We start from the raw sequence: 26,984 nt of genomic DNA on the forward strand, positions 1-26,984 counted from the left end.
CCGAAATCCGTCAATCGACATCCTGAGATGACAGGAGCGCTGCGAAACTATCGCAGCGTGCGCATCTGAATGGAGTCCCGCGCGCGAGGCCCTGCGATGAGCCGGCGGGGCGTGCGCGTGATGAGAAGATCGGCATGCCGTGGCGGCGCGATTGCCGGCTATGCACGCGACGGCGCCCGAGTGTTGTTTGACCTTCATGTAACAGACATATCATTATGCGACATAAATTATGATACGTGGTGAATTTTCCTGTTACGGGATCGTGTGCCGCCGTCTCGGCCTGATCCCGGGGGGATCCGCCGCAAGAGTTCATGAAGCTCCGTCCCGTGGGCGGCAACAAGGAAAACAACCATGACCGACGCACTCGCTGCCGGCTCGATCGCATTCACCGGCTTCAACGCTGACGGCGATGACGGCCTCGCTTTCGTCTCGTTCTCCGACATCAAGGCCGGCACCGTCATCCATTTCACCGACAACGCCTGGAACGGCACGAGCTTCGCCACCGACGAGAACGTCTGGAGCTGGACCGCGACCAGCGACGTCGCCGCCGGGACGATCATCAGCATGAGCGGTCTCGGCGCCGGCGGCAGTGCTTCGTCCAATGTCGGAACCGTGGCGTTCGACACCGCCAACACGCGCGACATCGCCGACATCAACGAAGTCGTCTACGCCTACACCGGCGACGTTTCCGCGCCGGTGTTCCTGACCGCCATCACCAATTCCGTCTTCAACGCCAGCCTCGGACGCGGCACGCTCAATGGCACCGGCCTCACCAACGGGGTCAACGCCAAGCAAATGTCTACCAGTCCCGACATCGCCGTCTATGTCGGCGACCGGTCGAGCCTTGCCAGTATCGAGGACTACAAGAAGAGCATCTACGCCACGGCCAACTGGCAGCTGCAGGGTGGTAACGGTGACCAGAGTCAAGACGGCACCGCCCCCGATCTGCCATTTTCGACCCAGGCCTTCACCGCCGATCCGACCGCACAAAAGATCGAGTTCGCCTCCGTCACGGCGAGCGTCACCGAAGGCGATAGCGGCGACACGGTGCTGACGCTGACGTTGACCCGCATCGGTTCGACCGCGGGCATCACGACCTTCTCCGGCACGGTGGGCAACGCGTCCGGCATGTACGGCTACGCCAACGCCGACGATTTCGGCGGCGCGTTGCCGACGTTCAGCGGCAGCTTCGCCGACGGCGCCTCGACCGCGACCGTGACGTTCCACATCAGCGGCGACACCACCTACGAGCCGGATGAACATTTCTTCGCCAAGCTCGATACGGTCGCGAGCGCCGGCGGCCTCGTCTATGTCGGCGACAAGGCGGTTGTGGACGCAACCATCGTCAACGACGACCCGGTCCAGTTCTTCGGCTTCGCCGAGAATTCGCTGACGGTTTCGCAGGCGGAAGGCAATGCCGGCGATGTCAGGACCTTCACCTTCGTGGTCGAGCGGACCCGCGGCACGGAAGGCGATCTTTCGTTCAGCGGCGTGATCTCGTCGGGCTCCGCAGATGCTGCCGACTTCGGCGGCACGGCGCCGTTGACGTTCTCCGGCGTCATCAAGGCCGGCGAGAGCACCGCCACTGTCACCGTCACGACCACAGGCGACGTCACGCTGGAGGGTAACGACAGCTTCAGCCTGCATCTGACCGATGCGAGCTCCAGCAACAATACCGCCATTGTTCTCACCTACACCGATGCGGCCGGCATCATCGTCAACGACGATCCGCTGCACATCGGCGCCGGCGAGAGCGTGACGTCGCCGCTCACGCTCGCCGATGGCGACCATCTCATCGTCGACCAGGGCGGCGCGCTCGCCGTTCCGGACCCGCAGGACGGGACGAGCGTCAACGCAATCCTTTGGTCCGGCGGCACAGTGACCGTCGACAATGCCGGTGGCATCGGGGTCGATGGCACGAACTATCATGTGACGGATGCCAGCGACGTTACCGGATCGTTCACGTTCAACAACGCCGCGACCGGGGCAACGTGGGGCAGCATCGGGTTCAACTACCTTGGTTCCGGGTCCGTCGTCACGGTGAACAATGCCGGCCTGATGAATGGTGGCGTCGGTTACGCGCTGGTTTTCACCGACGTCGGCAAGGTCTCCACGGTGACCGTCAACAACTTCACCGGTGGCATCATCACCAACAGTCAGGCCAGTGCCGACGTGGTGCGCGGTGGCGCCAACATGGTGCTCAACAATTCCGGCATCATCCGGTCGATGGTGGATGATGCTGCCAACGGCTACTATGGCGGCGATGCGGTCGATTACAGCGGCAGCGCCGGCGGCATCGTGCACAATTTCTCCGGTGGCCTGATCGAGGCGTCCCGCCACGCCGTCACCAACAAGAAGGGTATCACCGTCATCAACGATGCCGGCGCGACCCTGATCGGCCGCAACGGTTCCGGCGTCAACATCGACAACGACGCAACCGTCGCCAATACGGTCTATGTCACCAACCGCGGCACGATCATCGGCGCCTCCGCTGCATATGATGACAGCGATGGCGATGCGATCGACACCGACGGCCTCGTCAAGCTCGACAATTACGGGCTGGTCGCGGGCGTCGGCGCCAACGGCTATCACAACGGCGAGGTCAACGTCTCCGAGGGCGCGGCGATCGGCGGCGGCGTGATCAACAATTATGCCGGCGGCGCCATCTACGGCTACGGCCGCGCCATCCAGGTCGACAATTCCTCGAACGGCGCGGCCCTTGGCGCCACCACCATCTACAATGAAGGCCTGATCCAGGGCGACGGCCATGGCCCCGAGGGCGTCGATCCGGCCGACGCGGCCGCAATGAACGCCAGGATCGCCGGCCGCGAGGCGATCGACATCCTCGGCAGCTTCGCCGACAGCATCACCAACAAGGGCACGATCCTCGGCGGCATCTTCACCGATGGCGGCGCTGACGTGCTCGATAACAGCGGCCTGATCGTGGCGAGGGGCGGTGCGGCGGTCGATCTCGGCGACGACAACGACACTCTCACCAACAGCGGCATCGTCTCCGGCGACGTGCTGCTGGGCGCGGGCGACGACACCGTCAATCTCGTCACCGGCTCGACCGTCTCGGGCACCATCAATGGTGGCGACGATAGCGACATCCTCCATCTGTCTGGCGACGGCATCGGGAACCTCGGCGTCACGGCCAATGTCGAGAAGCTGGTAGTCGACAGCGGCACATGGTCGGTGGCCGACAGTGCGCGGGGGTTCTCGAATATCTCCATCAAGGGCGGCGCCGCAGTGACGTCGGCGATCCAGATCAGCAACACCGACACTCTCCAGATCGAGCACGGGGGCATGCTCACGGCGCGGTTGGACTTCACCAACGATGGCTCCAATACGACCGGAGTTATGGCGCTCGACAATGCCGGCGAGATCTCCGTAGCGACCGCTACGGCAGTTGCGCTTCAGCTCTCGTCGCTGGACACGAAGGTCACCCTCAGGAACGAGGAAGGCGGCGTCATCCAATCGGGAGCCGGCAGCAGCAAGGCGGGCACGATCAATGTCGGCGCCATACCGGCGATCGCGCCTACGGCCGATGTCGAGATCGATAACGCCGGCCTGATCGCCAGCGGCGGCGTGGCGATCTACGCCTATAACTTCGGCGGCGACGAGTTCGTCCTGAACAACTTCGCCACCGGGATCATCCGCGGCGGTTCCGCAGGGGCGACAGTGGTCGGCTGGATCGATACCGTGAACAATGCGGGGCGCATCGAGGGCGGGATCGACGGCTTCAGCTACGACCGCAATCCGAACGCCACGTTCAACAACCTCGAGGGTGGCCACATCGAAGGTAATCGTCATGCCGTCACCGGCAAGGGCGGTGCAAGGATCAACAACGCGGCCGGAGCCACGATGGTTGGTCGCAACGGTTCGGCTGTCAACGTCGACAACAACGCCTCGGTCGCGAACACCGTCTACGTCACCAACCACGGCGTCATGGAAGGCCGCTCGGCGAACGCCGCCGACAGCGACGGCGATGGGATCGATATCGACGGCCTTGTGACGCTCGACAATTATGGCCAGGTCAGGGGTCTCGGCGCCAACGGCTATCATAATGGAGAGGCCAACGTTTCCGAAGGCGTCGCGATCGGCGGCGGCGTCATCAACAACCATGCCGGCGCGACGATCTACGGTTACGGCCGTGCGATCCAGGTCGACAACTCCGCGAACGGTCCGGCTTCTGCAGAGACCACTATCGACAATGAGGGCCTTATCTGGGGCGACGGCTTCGGACCGACCGGCGTTTCCGAGGGTGACGCGGCCGCGATGAACGCCAGGATCGTCGGCCGCGAGGCGATCAACATCATCGGCAGCTTCGACGACACCATCACCAACAAGGGCACGATCCTCGGCGGCGTCTTCGCCGACGGGGGGGCCGACACGCTGATGAACAGCGGTCTGATGGTCGCGAAGGATGGCGCGGCAGTCGATCTGGGCAGCGGCGACGATAGCTTCACCAACAGCGGCATCGTCTCCGGCGACGTGTTGTTGGGGGCCGGCGACGACACCATCAACCTCGTCGCGGGCTCGACCGTTTCGGGCATCATCGACGGAGGTGCCGGCGGCGACACTCTCATCCTGTCTGGCACGGGGGAGGGAACGCTGGGCAAGGGCACCGGTATCGAGAACGTCGACGTACAGAGCGGCGCCTGGGCGATCAACAGCGATGGCAGCTTCAACGATGTCACGGTCCAAAGCGGTGCCCTTGCCCAGCGTTCCCTCCCCCGTGCCAGACGCGAGCAGCGCGTCATCAATGGTGCCGCGGCGAATGGCACCAGCATCGAGGGCGGTACGCAGCATGTCTACGGCACCGCCGACGACACCACCATCGACGCGGCCGGGCTGCAGCACGTCCATGGCAGCGCGACCGATACCGTCGTCAATGCCGGCGGCGAACAGAACGTCTATGCGGGTGCGATCGCCACCGGCACGACGCTGAACACGGGCGGCCTTCAGATCGACTGGGGCACCACGATCGCCACCACGATCGCGGGCGGCAGCCAGTACGTCTACGGCATGGCGGCCGACACGGTGATCCTGTCCGGCACGCAATATGTCGAGGCCGGCGGCGCCAGCTACGGTGCCATGATCGGGAGCGGCACGCTGCACGCTTTTGCCGGCGCCTCGGTGCACAACGTCACCTTCGCGGGGGCGGATGCCACGCTGGTGCTGGACCACGCTTCCGACTTCAGCGGTTTCCTGTCCGGCTGGCAGGACGGCAATCATCTGGATCTCGGCGACATCCAGTTCGGCGAGAGCACAACGCTGGCCTATGTGGCCAATGCCGGCAGCAATGGCGGCAAGCTGACGGTGTCGGACGGCTCGCACACGGTGTCGCTGGCGCTGCTCGGCCAGTACACGGCGGCCGACTTCGCGCTGTCGAGCGACGGCCATGGCGGCAGCCTGATCAGCGACCCCGGCGTGCAGGTGCAGAACCAGCTCGCGATGGCGCAGGCCTGAGGCGTGGGCGGCGCCGCGCGATGATCCCGCACGGCGCCGCTCCGGTCTCCGGGGAGCAAAGGGAGACGGGCCGCACCAACAAGGTCACCCATCCTGACTATCTTTTGGCGTTGCAGTTGCAGCCGTTTCTCGTCTAGAAACGGTCTCATCGAGCCATCGGCAACCAACCGTCAACGGTTTTGACCGAGGATTTCAGGGCTCAAAAGGGTCTGGCAATGCTGATTCGCGGCCAAATCGAGGGGATTTCGGGGGAGGTGGCTCTGGCCGCCGCCACGATCCCGGCCGCGCTGCTGCCCACCCTCCTTATTGGCGGCCTTCTTCTTACCTGCCCCTGAGGGCCGGCTGGGCGCACGCGCCTGGGCACTCAGGGGTTTGGTCGAGATCACCGGACAACCCCAGGCGCTCGAGGCAGATGAAGGGCGCCAAAGCTCAAAAGGACATTTGAAATGGCCCCCGTGAACAAGTCCGACAAGGACCGCGTCATCATTTTCGACACCACGTTGCGCGACGGCGAGCAGTGCCCCGGCGCGACCATGACCTTCGAGGAGAAGCTCGAGGTCGCCGAGCTGCTGGACGACATGGGCGTCGACGTCATCGAGGCCGGTTTCCCGATCACCTCCGAGGGCGACTTCCAGGCGGTCAGCGAGATCGCCCGCCGCTCCAAGAACGCCGTCATCGCCGGGCTGTCGCGTGCCCATCCGGCCGACATCGACCGCTGCGCCGAAGCCGTGAAGTTCGCCAAGCGCGGCCGCGTCCACACCGTGATCGCGACCTCGCCGCTGCACATGCGCGTGAAGCTGAACAAGACGCCGGAGCAGGTGATCGAGACCTCGGTCGCCATGGTCGCGCGCGCCCGCAACCAGATCGACGACGTCGAATGGTCGGCGGAAGACGGCACCCGCAGCGAGATGGACTTCCTGTGCCGCATCGTCGAGGCCGTGATCAAGGCCGGCGCCACCACCGTGAACATCCCCGACACGGTCGGCTACACGGTGCCGGAGGAATACACCCACTTCATGAAGACGCTGATCGAGCGCGTGCCGAACTCCGACAAGGCGGTGTTCTCGGTGCACTGCCATAACGACCTCGGCATGGCTGTGGCGAATTCGCTGGCCGGCATCGTCGGCGGCGCGCGCCAGGTCGAGTGCACCATCAACGGCATCGGCGAGCGTGCCGGCAACGCTGCGCTCGAAGAGATCGTGATGGCGATCAACGTGCGCAACGACAAATTCCCGTACTGGAACAAGATCGACACCACGCAGCTGACCCGCGCCTCGAAGGTGGTGTCGGCGGCGACCTCGTTTCCCGTCCAGTACAACAAGGCGATCGTCGGCCGCAACGCGTTCGCGCATGAGAGCGGCATCCACCAGGACGGCGTGCTCAAGGACGCCTCCACCTACGAGATCATGCGGCCGGAGATGGTCGGCCTGAAGCAGTCCTCGCTGGTGCTCGGCAAGCATTCCGGCCGCCACGCCTTCGTGCACAAGCTGGAGGAGATGGGCTACAAGCTCGGCCCGAACCAGCTGGAAGATGCGTTCACGCGGATGAAGGCGCTCGCCGACCGCAAGAAGGACATCTACGACGAGGACATCGAGGCGCTGGTCGACGAGGAGATGGCGGCCTCGCACGACCGCATCAAGCTGACCTCGCTGACCGTGATCGCCGGCACTCATGGTCCGCAGCGCGCGACCATGAAGCTCGACGTCGACGGCCAGATCAAGATCGAGGAGGCCGAGGGCAACGGACCGGTCGATGCCGTGTTCAACTGCATCAAGCGCCTCGTGCCGCACGAGGCCAAGCTCGAGCTCTACCAGGTCCACGCCGTGACCGAGGGCACCGACGCGCAGGCGGAAGTGTCCGTGCGGCTGGCCCAGGACGGCCGCTCGATGACGGCGCGCGCGGCCGATCCGGATACGCTGGTCGCCTCCGCCAAAGCCTATCTCGGTGCGCTGAACAAGATCGTCATGAAGCGCCAGCGCGATACGGTGACGACGGCTGCTGCGAGCTGACCGCGTTCGGTCAAGGCTGAATCTGCGAAAACGCGGCGCCCCCGGCGCCGCGTTTTTCTTCGGCCGCGAGCGCGTCATGTGAAGGTGCGCCGCAACAATTGTGTTATTAACATGTCATGTTAACATTCCATTAACCGGCAGCGTCGCTCCCCCGCTGCTGGAGAATTTGAAATGGCCTTGACTGCTGGTTCCATCGCCTTCACCGGATTCAACGGCGACGGCAACGACAATCTGTCCTTCGTTGCGTTGACCGACATTCCGCAGGGCACGGTGATCAACTTCACCGACAGCAACTGGAACGGCAGCAGCTTCGCCTCGGGCAGCAGCTCGGAAAGCACGATCGCCTGGACCGCGACGACCGCAATTCCCGCCGGCACCGTCATCGACATCAACAACGTCGGCAAGGGCACGTTTGGCGCCAGCGCCGGCTCCGTCACCTTCACGAATGCAAACAATACGGGTCTGTCGAACGACAGCGAGGTGGTCTACGCCTATGTCGGCTCCGCCAGCGCGCCGACCTTCCTCGCCGCGATCTCCAATGTCGGCTATGCGACCTCCGACGGCACCCTGACCGGCACCGGCCTCGTGGCCGGCCAGACGGCCGTCAGCTTCACCGGCGGCCTCGACATCGTCGGCTATAACGGGCCCCGCTCGGGCCTGACGAGCTTTGCGGACTATCTCGCCGCGATCGGCGACACCGCCAACTGGCAGACCCAGAACGGCAGCGGCGACCAGAGCGCGGACGGCACCGCGCCGAACGCGCCGTTCCCGACCACCGCATTCACCGTTGTGCCCCCCGCCGCGCAGTCGATCTCGTTCTCGCCGTCCAGCGTGTCGGTGACCGAGGGTGACAGCGGCACCAAGATCATGACCTTCACCGTCGTGCGCAGCGGCGGCACCACAGGCACCATCAGCTTCTCCGGCAGTTTCGCCGCCGGCACCACCAATGCCGCGGACTTCGGCGGCGCGCTGCCGAACCCGACGTTCGCCGGCAGCCTCGCAGACGGCGTGAATTCGGCGACCGTCACCATCACGATCTCCGGCGACGCCGTTGCGGAGTCCGATGAAAGCTTCACCCTGACGTTGACCAGCGCCAGCAATCCCGGTGCCACCGTCACGATCGGCACCGCGACCGCGACCGGCACCATCCTCAACGACGATGGCACGCTGGTCTCCGGCAACTCCTCCAATCCGGTCACGCTGGCCAACAACGATCATCTCACCGTGCTCGCCGGCGCGACGCTGTCGGGCTCGACCCCGGTGACCTGGATCGGCGGCAGCACCGCGCCCGGCGCGCTGGTCGACAATTTCGGCACCATCAGCGGCAGCAGCCGGGCCATCTACACCAGCGGCTCGACCAGCGGCAGCTTCACAATCAACAATGAGGCGGGCGCGACCATCACGGCGATCAAGGACGCAGTGAAGATCTCGAACCTGGTCTCGGGCACCACCGGCACGCTCACCATCACCAACGAGGGCACGATCTCCTCGACCGGAACCGGCGGCAATGCCGGCCAGGCGCTCGATCTCGACGACGTCAATTCGAGCGACGTGCAGACCATCATCACCAACGCAGCTGGCGCTGTCATCTCGGCGGCCGATGCCGACGCGGTCCGGGCCGGCGCCAACGCCACCATTTACAATTACGGGCTGATCGTCAGCCACAACGCCTCCGCATCCTCGTCCGGCAACGACGCGATCGACTTCCAGTCGGTCAATGGCGGAGGTGTGATTTACAATTATGCCGGCGGCATCATCGACGGCGCGCGCCACGGCATCACCGGCGACCAGCCGATCACCGTCAGCAACGACGGCACGATCACCGGCGAAGCCGGGGCCGGCATCAACATGGACAGCGCCCCGGACACCACCACGACGGTGACCAATCACGGCACCATCGCCGGCACGTCGGTCGGCGGCGCCGATGCCGACGGCATCGACGTCGACGGTCTCGTCTGGATCGACAATTTCGGCACCATCGAGGCGGTCGGCCTCGTCGACGCCGCCAACGGCCTCAACGAGGCGCTCGCGATCGGCGGCGGCTTCGTCCACAACGAGGTCGGCGGCCTGATCGTCAGCGACCAGCGCGCGATCACGGTGGACGACAGCGACGACGGCGACGCCTTCGGCGTCATGACGATCATCAACGACGGCACGATCCGCGGCAACAACGGCGAGGCGATCTCGATCGTCGGCACGTTCGGCGACAGCCTCACCAACTCGGCGACCGGCAAGATCATCGGCGGCATCTTCACCGATGGCGGCGACGACACGCTGAGCAATGACGGCACCATCACCGCGCTGCACGGCTCGGCGGTCAATCTCGGCGACGGCGACGACCTGCTGATCAATCGTGGGACGATCACCGGCGCGGTCCAGACCGGCGCGGGCGATGACGAGATCATCACCACCAGCACCGGAATCTTCGACGGTGCGGTCTCGATGGGCGACGGCGACGACAAGCTCGGCAATTCCGGCAAGATCACCGGGACGGTCGACATGGGGGCTGGCGACGACGTCGTGAACCTCTATATCGGCACCAACGTCACCGGGACGATACAGCTCGGGACCGGCAACGACCGGCTCACCGCCGACATGTATCAGAGCCAGGGCTTCACGGTGGATGCCGGGGACGGCGACGACCTCGTGACGACGAGCTTCGGCAACGACGTGATTCACGGCGGCGTCGGCAACGACACGATCTATGCCAGCGAGGGCGACGATGAGGTCTTCGGCGACGACGGCGACGACCTCCTGGTCGGCGAGGCCGGTTCCGACCTGCTCGACGGCGGCGCGGGCAACGACCGTATCCTCGCCGGCGCGGGCGACACCGTGCTCGGCGGCGCGGGCGACGACACGATCGAGCTTACGGCCTATCGCGGCACGCCCGCTTCGATCGACGGCGGCGACGGCAACGATACGCTGGTGCTCACCGACACCGGCACCGGCGCGCTGCTCGGCACGGTCGTCCATGTCGAGAAGCTCGACGTCCAGAGCGGCATCTGGCGCATCAAGGATGCCGCCGGCTATTCCGAGATCGATGTCCAGAGCGGCGCGGGCGTCGTCCTCGAAGGCTCGGCCGACGGGATGGTGGTGGCCGCAGGCGCCGTGCTGTCGGTTTATGGCTCGGCCGCGAACTCGGTGATCTCAGGCACTCAGTACATCCAGGTCGGAGGCTCGGCGGACGGCACCACGATCAAGACCGGTGGTGAGCAGGACATCTATGGCGGCGGAGTCGCCTCCAATACCGCTGTGGACGGCGGCACCCAAACGGTGTTCGGCTTGGCGATCGGGACCACGATCGCGAATGGCGGGCTCCAGCACATCCACAACAACGTCTTCTCGACCATCGTGAATGACGGCGGCGAACAGAACGTCTATATCGATGGCAGCGCGACCGGAACAACCATCAATGCCGGCGGCCTCCAGATCGACTGGGGATTCACCATCACCACGACGATCAGCGGCGGCCACCAGTTCGTGTTCGGGTCCGCGACCCTGACGACGATCAATTCGGGCGTGCAGACCGTCCAGAGCGGCGGAACGGCCAGCGAGACGACGATCCATGGCGGCGAGCAGGACGTCTATTCGGGCGGGACCGCGATCAACACCACGATGGACGGCGGCAGCCAAGCGGTCTACGGCAGCGTGACACAGACCATCATCGGTAACGGCGCCATCCAGTATCTCCACGGCAGCGCCTCGCTCACCACCGTCAATGCCGGCAGCCAGCAGAATGTTTATGCCGACGGCTTCGCGACCGGCACCACGATCAATGCCGGCGGCTACCAGCTCGACTGGGGCACAGCCAGCGGCACCATCGTCAACGGCGGCGAGCAGTATGTCTTCGGCAGCGCGACCGGCACGACGGTTCTGGCCGGCGCGCAGCACGTGCAGTCCGGTGGCAGTGCGGACGACACCACGATCGGTGCCGGCGCACTCGCCTATGTGCATGCGGGCGGCACGATCGACGACGTCGTCTTCGCCGGCGGCAACGCCTCGCTGGTGCTCGATCAGGCCTCGAGCTTCATCGGCACCATCTCCGGCTGGCAGGATCATGACAGCATCGTTCTCGGTGACATCCTGTTCAGCGACGGCGTCACCTCGCTGGCCTATGCGGCGAACGGCGACAACAGCGGCGGCACACTGACCGTATCGGACGGCACGCATACCGCGACGCTGAACCTGCTCGGGCAATATAGCGCCGCCGATTTCGCGTTGTCGTCGGACGGCCATGGCGGCACGCTGATCAGCGATCCCGGTGTGGTTCAGCAGAGCCAGCTCGCAGCGACGCTGCACGGCTGACGGTCCGCTGGGGGATGGCGGCCGTTCCGCCATGCCCAAGGCTTTTTGCTGCACGGCACAATATGCAAGTCGGCCCCTGCGAAGGGGCAATGGCGCCCCGGCCGACTTCGCGATAAAGCTTCCAAACAATCAAGCCGGGGCGGCCCGCCCGCGCCCGGCAAAACGTGCGGGAGGAAGCATGCGGAAACTCATCTGGGCTGCGGCATCGATTGCAGCTCTGGCACTGGCCGGGCCGGCAATGGCCCAATCGCCCATCATCATCAAGTTCAGCCACGTCGTCGCCACCGACACGCCGAAAGGCAAGGGGGCGGAGAAGTTCAAGGAGCTTGCCGAGAAGTACACCGGCGGCAAGGTCAAGGTCGAAGTCTATCCGAACTCGACGCTCTACAAGGACAAGGAAGAGCTCGAGGCGCTCCAGCTCGGCAGCGTCCAGATGCTGGCGCCGTCCAACTCGAAATTCGGTCCGCTCGGCATCCGCGAGTTCGAGGTGTTCGATCTGCCCTACATCCTTCCCGACCTGAAGACGCTGCGGAAGGTGACGGAAGGCCCGCTCGGCACGAAGCTGCTCAAGCTGCTGGACGCCAAGGGCATCACCGGCCTTGCCTATTGGGACAACGGCTTCAAGCAGATGAGCGCCAACAAGAAGCTGGTGACGCCTGCCGACTACCAGGGCGTCAAATTCCGCATCCAGTCGTCGCGCGTGATCCAGGCCCAATTCAAGGCGCTCGGCTCGCTGCCGCAGGTGATGGCATTCTCGGAAGTCTACCAGGCGCTCCAGACTGGCGTCGTCGACGGTCAGGAGAACACCTGGTCGAACATCTATACCCAGAAGATGCACGAGGTGCAGAAGTACATCACCGAGACCAACCACGGCTACATCGGCTACGTCGTGATCGTGAACAAGAAGTTCTGGGAAGATCTGCCGGCCGACATCCGCGACCAGCTCTCCAAGGCGATGAAGGAGGCGACCGCCTTCAGCAATGCGCAGTCGCAGAAGGAGAATGACGACGCGCTCGCCGAGATCAAGAAGAGCGGCAAGAGCGAGATCATCAAGCTCACGGCCGAGCAGGACGAGGCGATGCGCAAGGCGATGGAGCCGGTCTACAAGGATGCCGCAAGCCGCATCGGCCAGTCGCTGATCGACGAGTTCCAGAAGGAAGCGAAGAGCACGACGAACTGATCCAGGCGGACGATGAAGGAAGGCTTCCGTGCAGTTGGCACGGAAGCCTTTTTGTTGCGAATGATTTCCGATTGCGGCTGGAGGTAAAATCGGCCGTTACATCTTCGTAACAACGCGCTCCCTGTCCAACTTGTAAGTTGCGCGTCAGCAGCGGCGCGCTCATCCTTCGGGACATCCTGCCGGAGGAGATCCCCATGAGGAAGTTCACCATCGCCGCCATCGCCGTGCTCAGCATCGCCGGCTCGAGCGCGGTCTACGCCCAATATCATCGCCCGTGGATGGAGCACGCCCGCCACATGCGCATGAACCCCGAGGACCGCGCCGCCTTCGTCGACGCGCGGATCGCCGCCGTCCACGCCGGGCTGAAGCTCAACGCCGATCAGGAGAAACTGTGGCCGCCGGTCGAGACCGCAGTGCGGGAATTCGCCAAGCTGCGCATCGATCGCGCCAATGCGCGGATGAATGCCGGCCCGGGCGATGCCGACAAGCCCGAGGATCCGATTGCCCGACTGCGCCAGCGCGCCGAGGACATGGGCGCCAGCTCCGCCGCCCTGAAGAAGATCGCCGATGCCGCCGATCCGCTCTACAAGACGCTGGACGAGGGCCAGAAGCGGCGCCTCGCCGTGCTGACCCGCCACCGCGGCCCGTTCGGCGGCGGCGAAGACGGCCCGCGGCACCGCCACCACTTCATGGAACGCGGCATGGACCGCATGATGGAACGCGGCATGGACCATTTCCACCATGACCGTTTCGACCGTGACGGCGGCGAGGGCCGGGACCGCGAGGGCCGGCTCTGAGCGGGCCCGGCTCCCGAGCCGTCAACCCTGGCGAAGCCGCTGGAATCCAGTGGCTTTTCGCCCATCCGGGCTTTTGGACGAAGCCTTGGAAAACTTCGGCCCGATCGCTTGCCATCCCCGGATCGCTTTGCTAAACGACCGGCCTCGCAAGGCATTGACCGCCTTTCGGGCGCATAGCTCAGTTGGTAGAGCAGCTGACTCTTAATCAGCGGGTCCCAGGTTCGAGCCCTGGTGCGCCCACCATCCCAAAGCCCTGCTGGTGCAGGGTTTTTTCATTTCAGGTCGCGGAACAAAACGCGTCTCGTGCGACGCTTTTCGTGGTCGGACGTCGCTCGGTGCGATCAGTTGACGTCTGTTCGTGGAATGTTCTTGGTGGTCGGCATGACCCATCCGCCTCGTCAAAGACCGTGATTACTACGTTGAAGTTTGGAACGGCGCCGACGAGCACTGCATCCGGATCGAAGCGCTCGACAGCTTCGATGCGGCGGTGCGGCTGTTCAAGAAACTGACGAAGGGCGAGCCTGACATGCGCGTCGTGATGCGCCGGCGCGCGCACGTGTTCGATGTCTGGATACCGAAGCGGCTGCGAAGCGATCTGGATCGGAAGGCTTGATCCGATGCCCGGATGCCCGCGCGAATCTACTAGGATCGGAGAGTACGCACTGCTCGTTTAAATCCTGCATCGGGGAGGCTCGATCTTTCTGGAGAAAAAACCGAAGTAGCTGTCGCAGAAGGATGCCGCTCGTCTCTATGCGGGCGTACATGCCGCTGCCGTGGTCAACGTCGCCATTCTGACCGCGCTGTCGGAAACGCAGAGGGCAGCGATCATCAAGGCGCTGAAAACGGCAGTGGCGACCAAAATGTCGGAGCCTGATCTGCCGGCAGGGTTCGGCGAGGAGAACAAGCAGGTGTACAGGAACGCGCTGAGCGGCATCCTGCAGTTGTACATTGAAGCGGAAGAAGAGCGAGGCAGCTAGCCCCTTATCCCGCCATCCCTTCTTTCCGGACCTGCAACACCAGCCGGTCAATCCCCGCATCGGCGCGATCGGGGTAGCGCGCGCGGTAGTGCTTCACGATGGTCTGCGCGCTCTTGTAGCTGTGGCCGGTGATGTCGCAGATCGTGAGCAAGTCGCAGCTGGCGCGATCGAGCAGCATGACGCAGGTGTCGCGGAGATCCTGGTCGTGCTTCTTGTCGGGCTGGCCGGTATTCTCGTTGATGAAGGCGAGCTAAACCGCCAGATCAGATTTAGGTTTCTTGAGAACGCTGTCCGCAGCTGACGACCGCGACGGGGTGCGCGCGGATACGCTGTCATCCGACGATCGTAAGACTCTTTCAGGTGCCTGGCGGAAAATGCGCACGCCAGTGCCTCGCAATGTCGATACCGCGACAGAACCAGACGCCGTCAGTGGCCTTCATGTGCTGCAGCAGCTTGATCAGGCCGCCGGCGCGACCGGGGCGGCCAATCAGACGGTCATGCAAACCGATCGACAGCAGCTTCGGCGATCCCGCGACGCCTTCGGCGTACAGGATATCGAAAGCGTCGCGCATGTACTCGAAGAACTGCCCGCTGGTGGAGAAGCCTGAATTTTCGTTGAAGCGGTTGTCGTTGGCTTCGTAGGAGTACGGAATGACCAGATGGGGTCCATGTGCGGTTGCGATCCAGTATGGCAGCTCGTCGGCGAGCGAATCGCGATCATAAAGAAAGCCGCCTTCCTCAGCGATCAGGCGGCGCGTATTCGGGCCCGGACGCCCCGTCATCCAGCCGAGCGGGCGGCTGCCGGTGAGTTTGGTGAGCGTGTCGACGGCCTGGCGGATGTGCTCGCGCTCGGTCGTCTCATCGACATCGCAATAATCGATCCAGCGATAGCCGTGGCTGACCATCTCGTGGCCGCGCTCGACGCAGGCGCGGGCCAGCGCCGGATTTTGCTCCAGCGCGCGCGCCACGCCCAGGATGCTGACCGGAACCGCGAACCGCTGCAGGATATCGAGGACGCGCCAAGCGCCGCGACGGCTGCCATATTCGAACACGGACTCGACCAGCGGCACGCGCACCCCGCTCTTGGTGGCAACGCCGATGTCGTTGAGCATTCCCTCCGACACGGCGTCGCCATTGGCCAATGTGGACTCGCCGCCGCCCTCGATGTTGAGGCTGAAGCTGACGGCGATCTTCGCGCCGCCCGGCCAGCGAGGATCCGGCGGCGTTTCGCCATAACCGACCAGATCGCGCGCCTGCATGGGATCGGGCCGGATATGGCCTGGCGCCATGGATTTGAGGTCGACGGGTTTGAAATCAGACATGTCGGCTCCTATGCGGCGGCGTCGAGCGAAACGAGACAGGGATCGTAACCGAAGAACCAGTCGGTTTCTGTCGGGCCGCGCATCCAGGTGTTGTCGATCGAAATCTGCTGGACCTCGGCGACGCGTGGAATACGGATCGCGGCGTATCGTGCGAAGGCGGTCGAAGGATCATCGAATTCCGTGATACAGCGGCTGAGAATCGCGGCGTCCTCGATCGCCATCGAACCGCCGGCCGCCATGAACGGGCGCACCGCGTGGCACGCATCGCCCATCAGCACCACCGGCCCGTTGCTCCAGCAGTCATTGCGCGTGCGATCGTGAATCGGCCACACCATCACATCACCGGCTGCCTCCGCCGTGCGCAGCAGGTCGGGATGCGCACCGTCGAAAGCCGCGATGAACTCGTCGCGATCGCCGCGCACCGGCGAACCGTCGCCATCCCAATGTTCAGCCGGCAATGCGGCCATGAGATAGACTTCGTCGCGCCGGGCAGACATGTAATACGCAAGCGCGTGGCGATCTGTCGCCCACCATTTGGTGCAGTCGCCGATCAGCTCGCCCTTGATCCGGTTGGTCGGAAACACCGCGCGCGGCGCGCTGCGGCCGATGAAGCGCGGCTCTTCGGCGCCGAGTATGATTTCACGCACCCTTGAGCGAATGCCGTCGGCGCCGATGGCAATATCGCAATCTGCGATCATGCCATTATGAAACGACAATGTTACGCCGTTCGCGGTCTCCTCGATCCCCGCAAGCTTGTGCCCGTAGTGAATCGTGCCGGGCTGAAGCGGCCGTTGCAGCAGCTCATGCAGATCGGCGCGGTGGATATTGACGAACGGCCCGCCGAAGCGCGCCTCGCAGGCCTCGTCGAACGCCAGCCGGTAGAGGGTTTCGCCGCTGTCCCAGGCGCGACTGACAAAAGCGTCAGGCCGGATGCCGGTGGTGGCGAAAGCCTTCTCCAGATCGAGTTGGCGCAGCACCTTGGCGACATTGGCGCCGAGAATGATGCCGGCGCCGATACGCGAGAAACTGGGTGACTGCTCATACACTGCAACGGTGAAGCCCGCGCGCTGAAGCAACCCGGCGACCGCTAGGCCGGCCAGGCCGGCGCCGATGACTGCGATTCTCGTTCCACGATCCATTGCAAACCCTGTCAAAACCGCACCGGAGCGACCGATTGAGATCATTCGATAGCTAACGAAGCGGGATAAATCGAGGGGATTTCGGCTGTCAAGTGAAGCGGGGGGTGATGCACGGCGATGAGGCGGATTGGCTGCAAAATGCGCTCAAAATTGCCAAGCTTGATCAAATCTTGAGCGTGGGACTCGTTGATCTCTGGCAGAGCGAGAACTAATTTTCATTTGATTTCGAATGAAATGGCCGCCGCGACGTTCGCGGCAGTGCCGGCTCCATTCAGCACGTCCATCAATGAAGGTCGGACCATGAAACTAAGCGCTCGCCTTGCCGTTGCTCTCGCCTGGACGTTGGTCGCTGCCGGCGTGCGGCCTGCAGATGCAGCTGAGACCAATTTCGTCACTGATTTCGGCTTCAACGGTCGTCATGCCTATTTCTACGTCGCGCGCGAGAAGGGCTATTACAAGGCCGAGGGTTTCGACGTGAACTTTGTGCGCGGGCAGGGTTCGGCCGATGCGATCAAAAAAGTCGCCGCCGGTATCGCGACATTCGGTTTCGCCGACGCAGGATCGCTGGTGCTGGCGCGCGGCAATGACGGCGTTCCGGTGAAGCTGGTGTCGATCGTCTACGCAAGGCCCCCGCAGTCGATCTTCGCGATCAAGGGCAGCGGCGTTGCCTCGCCGAAGGACCTCGAAGGCAAGACGGTAGCCGATACGGCATCGAGCTCGGTCCGCCTGCTGTTTCCGGCGTTTGCCAAGGCGGCGGGCATCGATGCAAGCAAAGTGAAGTGGGTCGTGGCGGAAGGCTCCGCGCTGCCGTCGCTGTTGGCGAACGGCCGCGCCGACGCGATCTGCCAGTTCTCCGTCGGCGAGCCGCTGATCGCGGCAGCGACCGCACCGAAAGAGATTGTCCGCATCGATTACAAGAATTCCGGCCTTGATTACTATGGCAATGGACTGATCGCCTCCGAGGAGACCATCGCAAAGAACCCCGAGCAGGTCCGTGCCTTCGTCCGCGCGACGATCAGAGGCATGAGGGACGCGTTCGCTGATCCTGCGGAGGCCGCGGCGATCATGGCGAAGTACCAGAAGGAATTGTCCCCGGCGGTCATCGAAGGCGAGACCAGGCTCGTGACCGAACTCGCCGAGGTGAAGGGCAAGCCGCTCGGCCAAATCGACCCGAAGAGCATTGCGGGCACCGTCGAGGTGATATCTGCGAATTTCACGCTGAAGAATCCTGTGCCGCCCGCCGAACTGTTCGCGCCCGGCTTCGTCGAATGATTGCTGCGACCGGCCTTCGCGCAGCGGCGCCGCCATCAACGGCGGCAAGCGTTGCGGCGATCGACCTCAAGGGGGTCACCAAGGTTTATGCCGGCCGCGACGGCGCTCCGGTGCATGCGCTGGGTCCGGTCGACCTGAAGATCGAGCCCGGCAGCTTCGTCTCGGTGGTCGGTCCGTCCGGCTGCGGCAAGTCCACGTTGCTGCGGCTGGTCGCCGGGTTGGAGATGCCGGATCAAGGCATCATGCAGCGTTACGGCGTCTCGCTGGACGGACCATCGCATGAAGTCGGCATTGTGTTCCAAGAGCACGTGCTGTTTCCATGGATCTCCGTGCTGGAAAACGTGCTGCTGCCTGCGGACGTCCTGTCGCTGCCAAAGGCAGCGTCCAGCGAGCGCGCGATGCGCCTTTTGGAAATGACAGGCCTGAAGGATTTTGCGCAACTGCGCCCGCAGATGCTGTCGGGCGGCATGAAACAGCGCGCCGCCTTCTGCCGCGCGATGTTATCCGACCCACGCCTGCTGTTGCTGGATGAACCATTCGGCGCGCTGGATGCCTTGACGCGCGAAGAACTGTCGCTGGAATTGTCGCGGCTGTGGCAAGATCTCGGTCGGACCGCGCTACTGATCACCCATGACATCGAGGAGGCGATCCTCCTTGGCGACCGCATCCTGATCATGTCGGATCGGCCGGGTACGATTCGCGCCGAAATCGCCGTGGACCTGCCGCGCCCCCGCAATGCCGAGACCGCCAGACTGCCGCGCTTTCAGGAGATCAAGAATCAGGTGCGCGACATTATCTTCAACCGCGCGGGGGCCTGACCTATGGCTGCTTCTTCCTCTTCCTCGAAGTTCGCCAATCGCGCGGCCACGCCACTGATCTATGTTGCACTGCTCGCGTTGTGGGAGCTGTTGGCTCACCTGCTCAAGGTGCCTACCTGGATTCTGCCGGCGCCCTCGACGATTTTCGAGGCAGCGGTGAAATGGGCGCCCGAGCTGGCGCATAACACTTGGGTGACCCTGCGCGAGACCGTTATCGGTTTCATGCTCGCGATCATATTGTCGCTGCCGCTGGCGATCCTGATCAGCCTCAACTCACTGGCGCGCCGGCTGCTCTACCCGATCTTGCTCGGCTTGCAATCGGTGCCGAAGGTGGCGGTCGCACCCTTGGTCATCCTGTGGTTTGGGCTGTCGGAATGGCCGAAGATCATCGTGGTTGTGCTGGTCTGCTTTTTCCCGATCCTCGTCAACATGGTCGCCGGGCTGGAGGCGGTGCCGAAGACGATGCTGGATCTGATGCGCTCGCTCGGCGCATCGCCGCACAAGGTATTTCGTCGTCTCAGGGTGCCGGTGGCGCTGCCGCACTTCTTCACCGGCTGCAAGGTCGCCGTCACATTCGCCGTGATCGGTGCGGTCATCAGTGAATTCGTGGCGGCGCAGGACGGCCTCGGCTATCTCATTTTGATATCGACCGCGCAGTCTCAAACTCCGCTTGCTTTTGCGGCCATTGCGCTGCTGACTGTGCTCAGCATTGCGCTTTTTCACGGGATAGAATTTCTCGAGCGACGCGTGGTCGACTGGACGCCGTGAGCCTGGCGTCCGGTGCGCGAAGGAAATAGACATGAGCAGGTCGAAGCCGACAGCAGGGCGGTCCAAGGATCATTCGACAGCGAAACCGCCGACGCGCCGGGTCACGAAGGGGCGTGCGGCGCGCGAGCAGGTCGACGCCATCTTCTCGCAATGGCGAACCGAGCGGCCGGATATCGACACCAGCCCGGTGCAAGTCTATGGCTTGATCGGTCGCATCCAGATGCAGTGCACCGCTTTCATCGAGGAAGTGCTGGAGCCGTTCGGACTGACGCGCGGCACCTTTGACGTGCTGACTGCGCTGCGCCGTGCCGGCTCGCCTTACTGCCTGTCGCCGAAGCAGATCGCTCAGTCGCTGCTGCTGAGCGGCGCGGGGTTGACCAGCCGGCTCAACAAGCTGGAGGCTCAGAAATATCTTGCGCGGCTGCCAGAGCCGAATGATCGCCGAACCCTCCGGGTGCAACTGACTGCGTCGGGCGAGGTCGTCATCAATGAAGCGATACCGCGCGTCTTCGAAGCACAACGAATCCGGCTGTTGCCGCTGGGGGACGATGGTCAAAAGCGCCTTGTCGAGGAGTTGACGAGGTTCGCCGACGTGATAGATGGCTGGCCGTCCGTCCCAACGGCCTAGCTGCTTGGGCTATGATGCCTTCTCGGGCGTGCTGGTTAGCGGCCACAATTCGCTCCCCCGGACACGGGGTCGAACGTCCGACCGTTTCCTCGGAAGCAAGCATCGCAAACCTTATCTGCCGCGACAACGGTGCAAGCAGCGTTCTGCCTTTCTCCTGATGCCCTAAATGTGAGCTTTCAGGAGGTTATCCATCCGTTCTGGAATGAGGTTTCATTGCCCGAGCTAATTCCCCGCTGCCACAGGCGCCGAAGCGGTTGCGGCGCTACGAGCTCGAACATCCCGGCGAGTTGATCCACATCTACATTGGAGAGCTCTGCTAGTCCAATCGTATGGTCATCGCATCACCGGCGATCACTGGTTGTGAAGTAGCGTCGCCTGGCGATGTTTCCTCTTCCTGTCCAATTACCCGGCCGTCAATGAAGGAATATCGGCCGGAGCACCCGTGTCCTTGCCGCGTTCGTCATGCTCATACTTCTCCGAGAAGAACTGGTTGATCGCGTCGAATGCCTGCAACCGGTTCTTTTCCAGCAGGATCATGTGCGTGCCTTCGCCGATCTCGACCCACCTACGATACGGCGCGTGCTTCAGCGAGAGAAAGAGATCCTGCGCCGAGCTGATGGGCACGTCCCGATCCCATTCGGCGTGAACCAGGAGCACCGGCACGCGAATGTCGCTGGCATGGTAAAGGGCGTTGCCGGCCGCCCAGTATTCACGGATATCTAGAATGGGACCGTTCACCGCACGCATGAGCGGAGAAGTTCCCGCGCTGAATTCTGGGTCCGTCGCCAGTGAGATGTTTGCCCAGAGTTCGAATCCGCCCGCTGGAATGAGTCCTGGCCGCGCTTTCTCCGGCGCTGCCGAAAGCCAGCGCTCCCTGAAGTCCAGCACAGGGACCTTACGATAGGCCCCAAGGCGGCCCCCCGCGTCGATCGGAGCCGGGCCATTCAGCAACCAGAGTGGCGCGACCAGCGCGAGCTTCACGATCTTGTCGTTATTCACTGCCGTATAGGCGCCGGCCACGGAGCCGCCCCAAGACATGGCGAGCAGATTGAGCCGCGTGATGTCGCGATGCTTCAGGACGTACTGGACTGCGCTGGCGAGGTCACGCACGCCGACTTCGGTGCGCACAAGCGGCTCAGAGTCCTCGGGTGGCGCATCCATTTCGGACGGACGCGTCGATCCGCCATAGCCGCGCACGTCCAGTGCGAAGACGTCGTAGCCATGCCCGGCGAGATGATCCATGAAGGAGCTTCCGCCGAGGGGCACATCGAACAGACTTCCCGACGAATAGGTCGCACCGTGCATCATCAGGATGGTACGCTCGGCTGAAAACGTCTTGAGCGCCGCTGGTCGCTTGTTGCGCAAATGAAGCGAAATACCTGGCGTGTCGCTCGGGATCATGAGATCCTCGACTACAATTGCCGGCTCCTGTGCCCTTGCGGAAATGTGCTGGTCCATGATCGGTCTCCTTGATCAGAGGAAATGCCAAGCGAAGCGATCTCCGCGGCGGTCGATGCGTCCGACGGAAGATTGTGCGAAGTGCGTGGTGAAGACGGTTGCGCCACGTTCGGCTGCGTCCTCGAGAACGAGCGCGCGAGAGCGCAAAGCAGCCTCAGGAAATTCGCAGAAGCACGAATTGAGCGAAGGCTCATACACTTGCAGCGAGTGGTGCATCACATCGCCGGCAAACAGCGCTTGCTCGCCCCGTGAAACCAGCCGGATAGATGCATGATCGACGCTATGGCCTGGCGTCGGAACGAAGGAGATGCCATCGAGGACTTCGTCACCATTCACGGTGATGGGCTTGGCAAGACCGGCTTCGATCACCGGCCTCACACTGTCTTCATAGACACCATCGGCGGGCTTGCGTGCCGCCGGCCCAAGGGTGGGGTCTGGTCGAGCTGCTCCGGCCGGCTCCTTGCCCGCTGCAAGGCTCTCGCTATAGGCCTGTTCGATCCGGGAGAAGACATAGGTCGCGTTCGGGAATGTTGGGATCCAGCGACCATCGACGAGACGCGTGTTCCAGCCGACGTGATCGGCATGGAGGTGGGTGAGCAGAACGTAGTCCACCTGTTCCGGAGTAACGCCTGCATCCCCAAGCCGCTCGAGGAAGGGCTCGTTGAGCTGGTGCAGCGGCGGGATGTCGGGCCTGTGCTTGTCGTTGCCGGTTGCCGTATCGATCAGAATCGTGTGGTGCGGAGTTTTGACCAGCCAGCTGTGAATACTTTGAATGAAGGTGCCAGTCTCAGGATCGAACGAGCCCGCCTCGAGCTGGTCGCGGTGGCGCTCCAGCGCCTCCGGCTCGGCACCAGGATAGAGGGCGTCGAACTTGAATGCGGCAAGCCGCAACTCATCAACTCGTGTGATGGCCGCATCGCCGATGCGGTAGCTTTTTGTCGCTTGCGTCACCAAGATGTCCTCCGGGTCGTGGCTCAGCCGGGCTGATTGCCTGCGCCGGCCTGACCGTGAAGTACGAAGCGGCCCACTCCGCCGGGAGAGCCGTGAGTTCGATAGGTCTTATCGACGTCGTCGATGTCGGCGGCTCTGCCAGCGCGGCTTTTCAGGCCGCCGTTTTGGCTTTACCCCTCCTGTCGCGGCCCGTCCGGCCGCGATCATGTGCCTTGGATGGAGAAGAACCGATGCTGGATGCGGAACACGGTTCAGGTCGGCTGACCGGTGATGCCGATATTGCCGAGATTGATCTCGGCCTTCTGCTCGCCCTGGAGGCCCTGCTGCGCGAGCGGAACGTCACGCGCGCGGCGTCGCGCCTGAACATTGGGCAACCGGCGCTGTCGGCTCGGCTGAACCGGCTGCGACAGGTCTTTGCCGACCCATTGTTCGTGCCGGCCGCCGCGGGCCGCGGCGTAGTGCCGACGACGAGAGCGGTGGAACTGCAGGCGGAGCTGGCGGATGTGCTCGGCAAGCTTCGTCGCATGGTCGAGGGGCCGGCGGTATTCGACCCGATCCACAGTCAGCGCACCTTTGTCGTTGCCATCCATGAGAATCCAGCCGTGACGCTGGCGCCGGGGTTCGTCGCGCAGTTGACCGCCACCGCGAGGCGGGCGCGGCTCGCCTTCGTTCACCCTACGCGCGACGTCGTCGATCGCCTCGAACGAGGCGAGATCGATATCCTGGTGACGGGGGCCGACGGGGCACACGGTGAGCTGATGCAGCGTCTACTTTTCGAGGACAGCTTCTTGTCCGCGCAGCGTAAAGGTCATCCCCGCGGCAATGAGCCGCTCGATTTGGATTGCTTCTGTGCGCTCGATCATCTGCTTATCTCTGCCGACGGCGGCGGCTTCTCAGGCCTTGTGGACGATTCCCTTGCGGCGCTCGGCCGCTCCCGGCGCGTCGCCGTCTCGATCCAAACCTATGCGCTCGCGCCGGTCATCCTTGCCCACAGCGACTGCATCTGCACTCTTCCACGACGCTTTCTCATGCGCTTCGCCCACGAGCTCGATCTCACGTCGCCGCCGCTCGATCTGCCGCCCGCACGCATCGTCGCGCTCTGGCATCCGCGCAATCAGGAGGATCGAGCTCATGCCTGGCTGCGAGAGTGCCTGTACCAGGCCGCGGTCGTGTCCCCGGAGGTGGTGTAGCTGTTAAGCAAAGCCGCTCGCGATGCGCGCTCCGATCCGGCGCATATCAGGTTTCTCGGCTTCTTCAAGCCGGCCTACTACAAGAACGGCAAGTTCCGCGAGGACGGCCGCATGGTCCACGATATGTATCTGTTCGAGGTCAAGAAGCCGGAAGAATCCAACGCGGCATGGGACCACTACAAGCTGCTCGCCCCCGGCCGGTCAAGCTTTCCAGCCCTTGGCGCTGTCGTGGTGCCCGTTGATGAAAAGTAGAGCTGAGGCGACTGGAGGGCCTCTTCATGGTGCCCGGAATCAATGAGACCCTGCGCGTCAACGGGCGTGCGGAGATCTCGCAGGATGCCGAGCTGTTGACGCCGCTCGCGGTGCAGAACGTCGTCCCGATCATCGGGCTCAGAATCCACGTCGAGGAGACCTACTTCCACTGCGGCAAGGCGCTCATGCGTTCCAAGCTGTGGAGTCCGGCGGCACAGGTCGAGCGCAACAGCTTCCCGACACTCGGCCGCATCATCGCCGAGCAGACTGCCGCCATCGAGCCCGAAGTCGCTGAGAAGACGTTGGAAGAAGGCTATCGTACGAGGCTCTACTGAATGACGACTTCGGCTTTGCCATACCGAGGCGCTGTCGACACTGCTGCAGATAACGTGACCGGCAAAATCAAGGGGCGCGTCGCGATTGATGTGGAGGCGGAGAATCGCCTCTTACTGGGGAGTATGCCGCCAGCCTATTGGAATAGCCGAGAGCAGCGCCGATGGTTCTGGCTGCCTCCATCACGTGAACTGAATACTCCTTGATCTGCTTGCGCTTGATGCGGGTGTCGGGGCCGGACATGCCGACCGCTCCGACGAGCTCGCCGGAACGGCCGAGGATCGCGCAAGCGCAGGCCGCGATGCCCTCGCGCCATTCGCCATGCAGCACGGCGGAGTAACCCTGCGCGCGCGCCAGCTCGATGTCTTCCCGCAGTTCCTCGATCGTCGTTCGCGTCGTTTCCGTGTAGCGTCTGAGATGCGGCCGGAATCGTTCCAGGTAGTCATCAGGCATATGTGCGAGCATCGCCTTGCCTGTCGCCATGGTGAAAGCGGGTGCGCGCATGCCCACGCTCGTATGGGCGCGGATATGGTGAGCGCTTTCGATCTTGTCGACGTAGACGACGTCGGTGTCTTCGAGCACGGACAGATGAATGGTTTCGCCGGTGATCTCGGCAAGCTTCGTCATTGCCGGTCGCGCGACGTTGATGAGATCCATCCGGTGAATGACATGGCTGCCGAGCGCCCAGATCTTGGTCGTGAGCTCGTAGGTGCTGTGCGGGGGGATCTGGCGCACATAGCCTTGGGACTGCAAGGTCACCAGCAGCCGATGTACGTTGCTCTTGGTGAGCTTCAGCTCACTCGCGAGGTCGGTGACCCCACGGGGCTGCTCGCTCAGAGCAAGTGCTTCCAGGAGACGCAGTCCCTTGATAAAAGCCTTATCCATCCACCAGCCAAAATAGAATGATCTTTCCCTCGATCTAGCATGGCCGCGCGAACGGCAATAGCCCTGGTGTGGAATCGGCCCCGATCCGTTCGGATCGGGGCCGATCAGCCTGCCTATTGCGCCAGCAAGGCGTTGAGCTTCTCCTGCCCGTACTCTTCGTTGGTGGATTTTCCGGCCGGCGAAGCTGCGCCCCAATAATCCGGACTCCATTCGATTGCCTTCGAGACGTTGTCCGGGTTGTTGGCCCAGTAGCGGGCGAGCTTCTTGTCGGTTGCTGCCTCGAACACGACCTGGGAAGGAAGGGCGACCGGGAAGGTCGAGGTGAGCTGCGCTGCGCGTTTGGGCTCGAGCCGCCAGGAAAGCAGTTTCAGCGCGTTGTCGTAGTTCGGTGCTCCCTTGGGGATCGAGAAGAAGTCGTAGTAGATGAAGCCCTGATTGAAGGTCAGCTCGATCGGGGCGCCTTCCAGGGCGAGCTTGCTCATCGAGCCGGTATAAGCCATGCACATGTCGGCCTCGCCATCGAGCAATAGCTGCGGCGGCTGTGCAGATGTCGTCCACCACTTGGCGATGTGTGGCTTGATCTCCTTGACCTTCTTCAGCGCCCGCTCCATGTCGATCGGGTAGAGCTTGCTCTTCTCCACGCCGTCGGCCATCAGCGCCGCTTCGAATACGAAACGCGGCCAGGCGGGCATGCAGCGCCGTCCGGGAAATTTCTTCACGTCCCAGAAATCGGCCCAAGTGGTCGGTACGTTTTCGCCCTTGTACTTGTCCTTGTTGTAGACGAGGCCCACGCCGATCACCTGGAGTGCCACGCCTTTCTTGCGCTTCAGATTGTCCGGCATTGCCGCCAGCGTCTGCTTCGCGCCGTCCGACAGCTTGGAATAGTCGATATCGGCCAGGCAGCAGTCGCCGAGCAGCTTCGTTTCCTGGTCGAAGATGAATGTCAGATCCCATTGCGCTTTGCCGGCTTCAGCTTGAGCCTTGATGCGCGGACCGCTTCGGGCCTCCTGGACGGTGACCACCTTGATGCCGGTCTCCTTCTCGAACGGGTCGTACATGACCTTGCGCAATGCATCGCCGTATCCGCCGCCCGGATCCTGCATGATCACGACGTTGCTCTGCGCTTGAGCCAGACCCGTCCCCATCGCGACGAGCAGGGCCGAGGCCAATACGGAAGCCGATAGTCGCCAGCGTTTCATTCCCAGCATTTTTCTTTCCTCCAGTTGAA

20 protein-coding genes, 1 tRNA gene and 1 pseudogene are annotated in these 26,984 nt (G+C 63.4%); 15 read left to right on the forward strand and 7 right to left on the reverse strand.

The window, feature by feature from the left end:
- Positions 1–351 precede the first annotated feature (351 nt).
- The 8 genes from AX729_RS18155 (at position 352) to AX729_RS18185 (ending at position 14,740) form a co-directional block, all read left to right on the forward strand.
- Positions 352–5,472: a beta strand repeat-containing protein gene (locus AX729_RS18155; RefSeq protein WP_061025444.1), complete on the forward strand. Its 5,121-nt coding sequence runs from the start codon at positions 352–354 to the stop codon at positions 5,470–5,472.
- 446 nt (positions 5,473–5,918) lie between these two features.
- Entirely contained in the window at positions 5,919–7,481 is a 1,563-nt protein-coding gene (locus tag AX729_RS18160) for a 2-isopropylmalate synthase (protein ID WP_061025445.1), read from the forward strand.
- Positions 7,482–7,652: 171 nt separating this feature from the next.
- Positions 7,653–11,786, forward strand: coding sequence for a beta strand repeat-containing protein (locus tag AX729_RS18165; RefSeq protein WP_061025446.1), 4,134 nt, complete (start codon positions 7,653–7,655; stop codon positions 11,784–11,786).
- Positions 11,787–11,964: 178 nt separating this feature from the next.
- The gene (locus AX729_RS18170) at positions 11,965–12,966 is read left to right on the forward strand and encodes a TRAP transporter substrate-binding protein (protein ID WP_061025448.1); all 1,002 of its coding nucleotides are present in this window, start codon (positions 11,965–11,967) and stop codon (positions 12,964–12,966) included.
- 194 nt (positions 12,967–13,160) lie between these two features.
- On the forward strand, positions 13,161–13,763 hold the full coding sequence (locus tag AX729_RS18175; protein WP_197433620.1) for a Spy/CpxP family protein refolding chaperone: 603 nt from the start codon (positions 13,161–13,163) through the stop codon (positions 13,761–13,763).
- Positions 13,764–13,930: 167 nt separating this feature from the next.
- Positions 13,931–14,006, forward strand: a tRNA-Lys gene (locus AX729_RS18180).
- A gap of 244 nt (positions 14,007–14,250) precedes the next feature.
- Positions 14,251–14,376, forward strand: a complete 126-nt coding sequence (locus AX729_RS41525; protein ID WP_283807808.1) for a hypothetical protein — start codon at positions 14,251–14,253, stop codon at positions 14,374–14,376.
- A gap of 160 nt (positions 14,377–14,536) precedes the next feature.
- Positions 14,537–14,740 (forward strand): hypothetical protein, encoded by a 204-nt coding sequence (locus AX729_RS18185; RefSeq protein ID WP_061025452.1) that lies wholly within the window; start codon positions 14,537–14,539, stop codon positions 14,738–14,740.
- A gap of 4 nt (positions 14,741–14,744) precedes the next feature.
- On the opposite strand, the gene AX729_RS39735 is transcribed toward AX729_RS18185, so the two are convergent.
- The 3 genes from AX729_RS39735 to AX729_RS18195 form a co-directional block, all read right to left on the reverse strand.
- Positions 14,745–14,918, reverse strand: coding sequence for a hypothetical protein (locus AX729_RS39735; RefSeq protein WP_156457033.1), 174 nt, complete (start codon positions 14,916–14,918; stop codon positions 14,745–14,747).
- Positions 14,919–15,096: 178 nt separating this feature from the next.
- Positions 15,097–16,062, reverse strand: a complete 966-nt coding sequence (locus AX729_RS18190; RefSeq protein WP_349643759.1) for a polysaccharide deacetylase family protein — start codon at positions 16,060–16,062, stop codon at positions 15,097–15,099.
- An 8-nt stretch (positions 16,063–16,070) separates the two neighbouring features.
- Positions 16,071–17,201 (reverse strand): FAD-dependent oxidoreductase, encoded by a 1,131-nt coding sequence (locus AX729_RS18195; protein WP_061025454.1) that lies wholly within the window; start codon positions 17,199–17,201, stop codon positions 16,071–16,073.
- A 300-nt stretch (positions 17,202–17,501) separates the two neighbouring features.
- On the opposite strand from AX729_RS18195, the gene AX729_RS18200 reads away from it, so the two are divergent.
- The 4 genes from AX729_RS18200 (at position 17,502) to AX729_RS18215 (ending at position 20,687) form a co-directional block, all read left to right on the forward strand.
- Positions 17,502–18,473 carry an ABC transporter substrate-binding protein gene (locus AX729_RS18200; protein ID WP_063817259.1) on the forward strand — a complete coding sequence of 324 codons (972 nt, stop codon included), beginning with the start codon at positions 17,502–17,504 and terminating at the stop codon, positions 18,471–18,473.
- Positions 18,474–18,583: 110 nt separating this feature from the next.
- The gene (locus AX729_RS18205) at positions 18,584–19,291 is read left to right on the forward strand and encodes an ABC transporter ATP-binding protein (RefSeq protein ID WP_245325246.1); all 708 of its coding nucleotides are present in this window, start codon (positions 18,584–18,586) and stop codon (positions 19,289–19,291) included.
- 3 nt (positions 19,292–19,294) lie between these two features.
- The gene (locus tag AX729_RS18210) at positions 19,295–20,059 is read left to right on the forward strand and encodes an ABC transporter permease (protein ID WP_061025456.1); all 765 of its coding nucleotides are present in this window, start codon (positions 19,295–19,297) and stop codon (positions 20,057–20,059) included.
- Positions 20,060–20,090: 31 nt separating this feature from the next.
- Entirely contained in the window at positions 20,091–20,687 is a 597-nt protein-coding gene (locus AX729_RS18215; RefSeq protein ID WP_061025458.1) for a MarR family winged helix-turn-helix transcriptional regulator, read from the forward strand.
- Between the two features lie 402 nt (positions 20,688–21,089).
- Here AX729_RS18215 and AX729_RS18220 read toward each other — a convergent pair whose 3' ends face one another.
- Together AX729_RS18220 and AX729_RS18225 are read right to left on the reverse strand one after the other, a co-directional pair.
- Positions 21,090–22,145 carry an alpha/beta hydrolase gene (locus tag AX729_RS18220; protein WP_061025460.1) on the reverse strand — a complete coding sequence of 352 codons (1,056 nt, stop codon included), beginning with the start codon at positions 22,143–22,145 and terminating at the stop codon, positions 21,090–21,092.
- Between the two features lie 15 nt (positions 22,146–22,160).
- Positions 22,161–23,096 (reverse strand): MBL fold metallo-hydrolase, encoded by a 936-nt coding sequence (locus tag AX729_RS18225; RefSeq protein ID WP_061025635.1) that lies wholly within the window; start codon positions 23,094–23,096, stop codon positions 22,161–22,163.
- A gap of 230 nt (positions 23,097–23,326) precedes the next feature.
- Here AX729_RS18225 and AX729_RS18230 point away from each other — a divergent pair, with 230 nt between their 5' ends.
- From AX729_RS18230 to AX729_RS18235, 3 genes and pseudogenes are all read left to right on the forward strand, one after another.
- On the forward strand, positions 23,327–24,286 hold the full coding sequence (locus tag AX729_RS18230) for a LysR family transcriptional regulator (RefSeq protein ID WP_061025462.1): 960 nt from the start codon (positions 23,327–23,329) through the stop codon (positions 24,284–24,286).
- A gap of 75 nt (positions 24,287–24,361) precedes the next feature.
- Positions 24,362–24,584, forward strand: a pseudogene (locus AX729_RS38715) (hypothetical protein); the annotation flags it as partial.
- Positions 24,565–24,873, forward strand: a complete 309-nt coding sequence (locus AX729_RS18235) for a PNPOx family protein (protein ID WP_245325248.1) — start codon at positions 24,565–24,567, stop codon at positions 24,871–24,873. The pseudogene AX729_RS38715 and the gene AX729_RS18235, both read left to right, overlap by 20 nt.
- Positions 24,874–24,940: 67 nt before the next feature.
- Here the strand turns inward: AX729_RS18235 and AX729_RS18240 are convergent, their stop codons facing one another.
- Together AX729_RS18240 and AX729_RS18245 are read right to left on the reverse strand one after the other, a co-directional pair.
- Positions 24,941–25,951, reverse strand: a complete 1,011-nt coding sequence (locus AX729_RS18240) for an IclR family transcriptional regulator (protein WP_245325250.1) — start codon at positions 25,949–25,951, stop codon at positions 24,941–24,943.
- On the reverse strand, positions 25,870–26,964 hold the full coding sequence (locus AX729_RS18245; protein ID WP_061025466.1) for an extracellular solute-binding protein: 1,095 nt from the start codon (positions 26,962–26,964) through the stop codon (positions 25,870–25,872). The genes AX729_RS18240 and AX729_RS18245 overlap by 82 nt, the downstream gene beginning before the upstream one ends.
- Between the last annotated feature and the right edge of the window lie 20 nt (positions 26,965–26,984).

The sequence above is a fragment of the Bradyrhizobium sp. CCH5-F6 genome (assembly GCF_001556045.1).
Classification (GTDB): domain Bacteria; phylum Pseudomonadota; class Alphaproteobacteria; order Rhizobiales; family Xanthobacteraceae; genus Bradyrhizobium.